Consider the following 8174-nt stretch of genomic DNA (forward strand, 5'->3'; position numbering starts at 1 on the left):
AAAGCTCACCTTCGCTAATTATCATCAAATTGAAAAATTCCTCTATTGCATCCACCCTTTAGAATCACTTTAAGGGTTAACGCTACGTTAAAGTCAAATTATATTCGCCTGGTTTACCGCATGTTTGAATCATTCAGCCCATGGAGATAACCGTCTCTAGTCTTTATCTTTTATTAAACTTCAAGGTTACAAAAACGGCCCCCGCGACCGAAGCTGCCGCAATCACACCCGCAAACAGCGAGGCACCCGGGGAGATGCTGGTCATATCGATCAAAAAACCTGTTCCGATGGGCAGCAGCGCGGCAGGTACGTATCCTCCGATATTCAGTACCGCATTGGCTTCGGCGCGGCGATGTTCCGGGACATGCAAGCTGATCAGCGTGAGGCCTCCAAGCTGCCCCAACCCCTGTCCAACACCTGCGAATACCGCAGCTATTACAAGGATTGCTGGTGCCGATAACATAACAGCAGATACCAGGCAGCTCATGGACAAAAGGATAACCGCACTACCCATGAGAAACAGACTGCGCACGGAGAACCTTTTGACAACGAATTGGATTCCCGTGGCCGCCAAGAACATGATACAGGCCGTTCCTCCAGCGACCAAGGGACTGGTCACATGCAGTAGCTTGGACAGCAGCGGCGGACCCAGAGACAGTACAAAGGAAGTCGAGGTAATGCCCGGAGCAAACACGGATATTCCCATCGCTAAATGCAGACGGTTATGCTTAGGGACCGACGGGAAGCGCAGCTTCCATTCTCCGTGCGTAGGATGCCGCCGGGAAGGGAGACGGGATGCCACCAGAAAGGCTGTCGCTAAAATGATTAATTGCGCGGAATACACAGGCACAACAGGGTACGCAAGAAATTGGGCCATCATTCCGGCCAGCAGCGGCCCGAGTCCGGCTCCGAGGACCATAGCCACGGAAGCGGCAAGGGATGCCAGTTGTCTCTTGCTGTGTCCACCGGAGTCCACTACCGCCGCCATGCCGGCGGAAACGATGACGCCGACGGCTATGCCTGTCAGCAACCGAGCTGCCAGCAGCATGCCGACCGATTCGGCCGATGCGAACAGCGCACAGGCGGCCACCGCAGCCAAAAGACCCGGATAAAGCACCGCCTTGCGTCCGAACCGGTCGGACAACTGGCCGGCTGCGAGCAGGCTGCCAAGCAAGCCCGCGATATAAGCGGCAAAAATAACCGTTAGGGTTCCATTCGTGAATCCCAGCGCCGTCTGCCACTGGACATACAGCGGCGTCGCTGAATTGGACAGCATGAATACAGCCGTAACGATCCAAGCTGTAGACAAGATGCGGCGAGTAGATACGCGGGTGCCCTCCGAGGTCTGAGAAAGCCCCGCTTTTTTTGCATGATCGATCAATATAATCTCCTCCTTACAACCTTAAATGCGTGCGATGTCTCCGTATTGCCGTGCAATTAGAATAAGTTATAATAGTACATAACTGAAATACATATTTGTAATAAAGGGAATAACCACGTGGTTATGAAGGTGTGCGCGATGAAAATAAACTTGAACCACCTGAATGTCTTTATGGCTGCCGCCGAGAAATTAAACATTACCGAAGCAGCGAAAGCGTTGTTTATTTCCCAACCCGCTGTGAGCAAGACGATTAAACAGCTTGAAGATGCGCTGCAAGTGAGACTGTTTGTGAGGGATAGGCAGAAGGGGATCATTCTGACCGATGTCGGCAGAGAGGTTCTGGTATTGGCGAGGCAGATGCAATCCATTGAAAACCGCATTTTTCAGGTAGCCAGCCGGGAGAGCCAGCTCTTATCTGGAACAATCAAAATCGGCTCGTTTCCCGCTGCGTCGTCCCTGTTACTTCCTGAGGCTATCGCCAGGTTCCGGGCCAAGTATCCTCACGTTCAAATTGAACTCCATGAGGGGGTATCCGACCAGATCAAGGAATGGGTCACCGACCGTGCCGTGGAAATTGGGCTTGTCGCGTCCCCGTTTACGGAATTTGAGCACTATAGCCTGGTTCAGGATCACATGGTGGCGATCATTCCGGACGATCATGAGCTGCACGATACGGCGGTTGTCGACCTCGGAAGGTACCAGCATGACATGATTTATTGTAAAGGCGGGCATGAGGCGGCGATGAACAGCATACTTCAGCAGCACCACTTAAATCTCGAAAGCAATTTGACCGTCCAAACCGCCGAAACCCTGATCCATATGGTCCGTAGACGGCTCGGGATCGGTCTTGTTTTCGACTTTACGCTATCCTCCGTGTCCCATGGGCTCACCGTTAAGCCGGTTACGCCTGTGATTACCAGGGAGATCGGAGTTATCGCAATTTCTTTCGATGAGATTTCCCCCGCGTCCATGGAATTTGTCCGTATGATGGCAGATGATGAAACAAGCCGTTTCGGTAAATAAAACAAGGCATCGAACTGCGAATGGAAGCATCCATACCGTTCAGTGCCTTGTCTTTTTTTATCTAAAGTTTCTTATAAAGCCGATGATTTATAGGGAGAAGCCATTTTAGAAGAGATGCAAACGGTTTGAATTTTATAGCTTGTTTAATTAAGAAATAACCTACTACGCATCCTATCGTGTTAGCTATCAAGTCGTTGATGTCGATACTTCTTGAGCTGCCAAGTAATAGTTTAATAATGAGCTGCATCAGCTCTATGCCAAATGATACGGACAACCCCGTCCGAATTGCTTGTTTTAAGGAATAAACGGTGCGAGGCGCAAGCCACAAGAAAACACCCAGTGGAATGAACAGGATAATATTTAATATAAAGCTTGTCATATCAATGGTTAGAATAGGAATAAAGTTGATCGAGCTGTACCATGGAGCCTGATTGCGGTGAACCCCAAAGGTCAGCTCAATAGGTAAAAAGACAAAATAAATGACACCCAACGAATAGCCGCTAAATAAAATTTCAAGTAAGGTCACTCTCTTGTTTTTATAGGTAATCACCCTAAAAATGATATACAGTAGTGCTAAAGGTATCAAAACGGCTAATGGTGGAATAGTGTATAACAAATCCATGAAAGTCTCTCTCCTTCGTAGTAACTTAATTTCCTTATTCAGCTTACAAAGAGAAAGTTTAGAATATGTAAAGTATATTTAAAGAATTTTAAAGTTTTACATAAACAAAAGCAGTGATCGAGTATTCTTGGAACTGAGGTTCATTAGATTTTGTGAGTATTAATCATTTTTAATAAAAATTAAATATGGAGCGAATTGTATGGAATCTACATATCATAGGATGCGATTGGAGCTGGCGAAGTTTATCAGCATAAGTGCAGTGCTTGCAGGGGGAACTTGTTTTGTACTAATGGCTGTTATTCTGATCATTAGAGTTATTTCAGATGATCTATATAACCTTGTCATCAACCTGGTTAATGAACTTAACGGACTATTCCCCAGGTTGTTTCCTATTATATTTTTTGTTTTTTTCCTATTTCTCATTTTCAGCATGTTTATTGTGTCTCGACGGTCATTTCGTTACTATACAGAGGTATCCCAAATGCTTCAATCGATGGCCGAAGGGAAATTGGACGTAAAATTACCTGTGAGTGATCGGGGTACGTTGATTGGAAATTTGGCACAGAATATTTCTTGTTCATCAGCTAGAACTCTCCCTGCAGCAGGAGAGAGCAGCAGAAGAATCGAAGAATGAGCTAATCACTTCTGTTTCCCATGATTTACGCACGCCATTAACTTCAATTCTTGGTTATCTCTATATTATTGAACAGGATCGTTACAAAGATGAAGTCGAAATGCGCTATTATACGTCTATCATCTATGAGAAGAGCAAAAATTTAGATCGCCTTGTTAATGAACTGTTTGAGTATGTTCGTACAAAAAATCCGAAGCTAACCCTTCATAAAGAAAAAATAAATATGACTCGATTGCTCCAACAGCTGGCTGCTCAGTATATTCCTGAATTAAAAGCCAATCGGATGGAAGCTCGTTTAAGTTTACCTGGTCGCGAAGTCTGGCTTTATGCAGATGCTGAGAAACTCGTACGAGTATACGAAAATATTATAAACAACGCATTGCGATATGGCGCGGATGGTAAGTGGCTTGATATCCGACTCCAGGAGGACGAGAAAGGGATTTGTATTGAAATAAAAAATTACGGGAAACCGATTCCTAAGCACTCTCTTCCATATGTTTTTGAACGCTTTTATCGAGCAGATGAGGCGCGTACGGAAGAAGGTTCAGGTCTCGGGCTTGCCATAGCCAAAAATATTGTAGAACTTCATCAAGGGGAAATTTGGGTGAAGAGTGATGAGAGCGGGACAGCTTTCTTTACTTTGTTTGAAAGGGAGAACATCGATGAACGCTAACATATTGGTGGTAGACGACGATCCGGAAATTGTAAGACTCGTGGAGCTTGCACTTCGACAAGAAGGTCATAACGTCTTCACAGCTGCTACTGGATTGGAAGCTTTACGATGCTTTCAGGAACTAGAGATTGACCTTGTAATCGTAGATGTGATGATGCCTGAGATGGACGGACTTACGTTTTCTAAGGAAGTTAGAAAGACAGAGAACGTGCCTATTCTCATGCTAAGCGCCAAATCGGAGGACATGGACAAGATAGAAGGATTATTGATTGGTGCAGATGATTATATGACCAAGCCGTTTCATCTTTTGGAGTTAATTGTAAGGGTGAAGGCCCTTCTGAGACGCGCCTATCCGGCAAAAAACAATCCATCTCAAGGTTCTTCTTTCCTGCAATTTGGACCACTTACGATCGACCATAAACGTTACGAAGTAAGATACAATGAAGAAAAAATCGTCCTCACCGCAAAAGAATTTGATATTTTATATTTACTTGCAAGTCATCCAGGGCAAGTATTTCCCGCCGAAGACATTTTCCAGAAGGTATGGAAGGAAAAATATTATGAGGGCAATAATACTGTGATGGTACACATCAGCAACCTGCGAGAGAAAGTGGACAAATTGCTAGGCTATAAGCTCATTCAGACGGTATGGGGTGTCGGATATAAAATTGAGATTTGAAGAACGAATACAAGCGGGGGCGACACTGTGCGAAAGCACTGTTGCCCACTTTAAATTTTCGGAACCTCGTAAGTAGAGGTGATTGGCTCATTGCTGATTTAGCTGTGCTAACAAACAAAGACGGAAAAATGTTGGGGTGCCAGGGGCAAGCAACACCTGTGCAATAATTGCAGGGTAATTGTCTAGCACGGTAGTCATAAACAAATGACGAAAAAGCGTAACTCAATAGGTTATGGGTGGGCGGGAGTTGCCGCATACTTCTAACCCATTAGGCCTATCTTCAAACAAAACTTTCCGCTGACGGAATCGGAGGGGGAGTTTGAAGCAAACAAGCAGCCGAGTCGATGGGTTGACTGACTGCCTGATTCATCCTTCAATATTTGAAGACCCGTTGCTCCAGGTCCTTTCTCTGTCACATTGTTATGCAAGCTGGGCAGTTGGCCGCACCACTAACTCATTGACGTCGACATCTGCCGGTTGCTCAATCGCATAAGCAATAGCTCGGGCAATGGCAAAAGCAGGCAGAGCGTCACGTCGGTACGTTTTCATGAGTTCCCTGGCCTCGTCATCCGAAATACTCTCTGCGAGCTCAGACTGTGTTACGCCCGGGGAAACCAGCGTTACCCTAATGTCTGCTCCAACTTCCTGCCGCAAGCCTTCCGTGATGGCGCGAACGGCATATTTGGTTGCACAGTAGACTGCTGCCGTTGGTGACACTGCATAGGCACCGATGGAAGCCAAGTTAATGATATGACCGGATTGCTGCTCTCTCATGATGGGAAGACCTGCAGCGATGCCATGCAGAACTCCGCGAATATTGACGTCAATCATTCGGTTCCATTCCTCAATTTTCAAGGCAGCCAAAGGAGAGAGGGGCATTACGCCGGCATTGTTTACAATGACGTCGACTTGGCCGAACCGGGTCTGCGCCAAGCGGATGATGGACTGCATTTGCTCGATATTCGTCACGTCCAGCTGTTGAAATAGTACCGAGCCTCCTTCTGTCTCAATCGTCGAAGCCAAAGCTGCCAGTCTTTCCACGCGTCTGGCCCCCATAACAACATGCGCTCCCTGACTGGCAAGAAGCTTGGCCGTCGCTTCACCAATCCCGCTGCTTGCTCCTGTAATGACAACAACTTTACCCTGGATTTTTGACATGAAACATTTCTCCTCTTCCATTTGATTATGCTAATTGTTCGATTAAACGGTAACTAATTAATAAACTAAACAAGGAAATCTCCTACTCCTCACGATAGAGAACCATACCGGCGTGGTAAAGCACTGAATCCCGGAAATCACCGTCTGCGGTAAACCCGGTATCATCTACGTACTCAATATGGTCGCCTATAATGGTATACCGGCCTTGATAAGCGCTTTTTCGATTACCGCGTGCCTCGTCATACCGCCCGTTCGGCAGCAGTTCATGTCGAATATAACCGTCTTTGGTCACCCACATGCCGACATATGGATGGTTTTGTTCGTTTGGTGTACTCATACAATTTCTCCTCTCGTCTCGTTTGCGTGTATTGGGCTGTCATTTACCTACCTTGTAAGTTTGCTTATGGATAGGTCTCCCATTCCGCTAACGCATTTTTTTACATATCGATTATCGCAACTTCGAGCGGAGAGTCGGTAGCCGGATCCTGCAGGATCATTGTCAAATCCTCCAGAGAAAGATAAAGTAAGGTTAATTACATCAGTAAAAAGAAGGGGAAGACTAATGGATGCATGGTTCGAGAAACAAAGAAAGGAACTTCTACATATCATAGAGAAATTCACGCTAGAAGACGGAACGCATGACACGAAAGTTCCCGGTTTGCGCCTGATTCGTGCTTCCAGGACGTCCGAGCCGGTTTATTCCGTTTATGAACCTTCTCTTTGCGTCGTAGCTCAAGGTTCCAAGGTAGTTATATTAGGGCAGGAGATGTACCAATATGATTCAAACAGCTTTTTAACCGCATCGGTACATCTGCCGATTACTGGACAGGTGATGGAAGCTTCGAGTGAAACACCATATGTCAGTGCGCAGATCATTTTCGATATGAAACAGATTGTTGACGTCATTCAGGCTGCCGGAGATTCGATGAGAGCAGGAAATGAAACATGCCGGGGACTAAAGGTAAGCCAAATCGACCATGCCCTCCTGGATGCAGTGCTGCGGCTTGTAAAATTGATCGAAGCGCCGCAAGATATCCCGGTGCTTGCGCCTTACGCTATGCGAGAGGTTATTTACCGGGTGCTCCAGAAAGAAAATAACGCTTCGCTGAAGCAGATTGCAGTTATCGGAAGTCATGCACAACGCATCGCAGGGGTCGTCGAAAAGCTTAATCGCGACTTTGCCCAGCCCCTGCGCGTCGATGATTTAGCCGCAGAGGCCCGCATGAGCGCTTCGTCTTTATACGATTATTTTAAGGAAGTCACAGGGATGAGTCCGATCCAGTTTCAGAAACAGATCCGATTGCAAGAGGCACGCCGGTTACTCCTGACAGGATCCATCGATGCGGCCGAAGCTGCATTTCAGGTTGGATATGAGAGCCCATCGCATTTTAGCAGGGAATATGCGCGGATGTTTGGGCAGCCACCAATCCGGGACGTTCGTCGTCTGCGTAGCACCCTTATGGATGAAACGGCTAGCGACGGTTAACGAAGCATGCTTCAACAAGAATTTTGCAGAAATAGTAGGGATATGTGGGGCGGATCCAGGATTAGAGAGTGGCCGGGAGTGGTTTTCCCATTTGAACAATACGACCAGGTTAATTGCATACAGTTGAACTATTTGGCGGGAGTAATGCGTTTTGTCTAGAAACTGCGTGAGACGGTTCACCGTACATCGACTGCCTACTCGAAATTGCTTAAACATTGATTAGTCTTTATCAACACCCGGAATATTTTACAACTTATAATCGAAAAGAGATTATGTTATATTATAAATCCGGCAGCAAGAAAGCTGCTGACAAGTAAACAAATAAAAAGAACGATCACAAGAAATTGGAACTTTTTACTTGTTGATTTAGATGGATGGAAAGTGATATATTATAAGAGTTGCTGCTGCGAACATGTTTCGCCAGTAACGAAAAGGTTGATCTTTGAAAACTGAACAACGAGTGAGTAAAACGAACCGCTTCGGCGGGGAGTTACAATAGAGAATTGAACAAATTCTCG

At 46.1% G+C, this 8174-nt stretch carries 8 protein-coding genes; 4 read left to right on the forward strand and 4 right to left on the reverse strand.

Annotated features, from left to right (window positions below):
* Positions 1-163: 163 nt before the first annotated feature.
* The gene (locus J2Z18_RS29835; protein ID WP_007128003.1) at positions 164-1381 is read right to left on the reverse strand and encodes an MFS transporter; all 1218 of its coding nucleotides are present in this window, start codon (positions 1379-1381) and stop codon (positions 164-166) included.
* A gap of 138 nt (positions 1382-1519) precedes the next feature.
* Here J2Z18_RS29835 and J2Z18_RS29840 point away from each other — a divergent pair, with 138 nt between their 5' ends.
* Positions 1520-2404, forward strand: a complete 885-nt coding sequence (locus tag J2Z18_RS29840; RefSeq protein ID WP_007128002.1) for a LysR family transcriptional regulator — start codon at positions 1520-1522, stop codon at positions 2402-2404.
* A 61-nt stretch (positions 2405-2465) separates the two neighbouring features.
* Here J2Z18_RS29840 and J2Z18_RS29845 read toward each other — a convergent pair whose 3' ends face one another.
* A complete protein-coding gene (locus tag J2Z18_RS29845; RefSeq protein ID WP_007128001.1) occupies positions 2466-3026 on the reverse strand; it encodes a VanZ family protein in 561 nt (186 codons plus the stop codon).
* Positions 3027-3574: 548 nt separating this feature from the next.
* Between J2Z18_RS29845 and J2Z18_RS29850 the strand changes: the two genes are divergently transcribed.
* The gene (locus J2Z18_RS29850) at positions 3575-4333 is read left to right on the forward strand and encodes a sensor histidine kinase (RefSeq protein WP_083832584.1); all 759 of its coding nucleotides are present in this window, start codon (positions 3575-3577) and stop codon (positions 4331-4333) included.
* Positions 4323-5012, forward strand: a complete 690-nt coding sequence (locus tag J2Z18_RS29855) for a response regulator transcription factor (RefSeq protein WP_007127998.1) — start codon at positions 4323-4325, stop codon at positions 5010-5012. The genes J2Z18_RS29850 and J2Z18_RS29855 overlap by 11 nt, the downstream gene beginning before the upstream one ends.
* Positions 5013-5432: 420 nt before the next feature.
* Here J2Z18_RS29855 and J2Z18_RS29860 read toward each other — a convergent pair whose 3' ends face one another.
* Both J2Z18_RS29860 and J2Z18_RS29865 read right to left on the reverse strand, forming a co-directional pair.
* Positions 5433-6170 (reverse strand): SDR family oxidoreductase, encoded by a 738-nt coding sequence (locus J2Z18_RS29860; protein WP_007127997.1) that lies wholly within the window; start codon positions 6168-6170, stop codon positions 5433-5435.
* Positions 6171-6252: 82 nt separating this feature from the next.
* Positions 6253-6507, reverse strand: a complete 255-nt coding sequence (locus tag J2Z18_RS29865; RefSeq protein ID WP_007127996.1) for an Atu4866 domain-containing protein — start codon at positions 6505-6507, stop codon at positions 6253-6255.
* 225 nt (positions 6508-6732) lie between these two features.
* Between J2Z18_RS29865 and J2Z18_RS29870 the strand changes: the two genes are divergently transcribed.
* Positions 6733-7656: an AraC family transcriptional regulator gene (locus tag J2Z18_RS29870; protein WP_007127995.1), complete on the forward strand. Its 924-nt coding sequence runs from the start codon at positions 6733-6735 to the stop codon at positions 7654-7656.
* The last annotated feature ends 518 nt before the right edge of the window (positions 7657-8174 follow it).

The sequence above is a fragment of the Paenibacillus lactis genome (assembly GCF_017873605.1).
Classification (GTDB): domain Bacteria; phylum Bacillota; class Bacilli; order Paenibacillales; family Paenibacillaceae; genus Paenibacillus_AQ; species Paenibacillus_AQ lactis.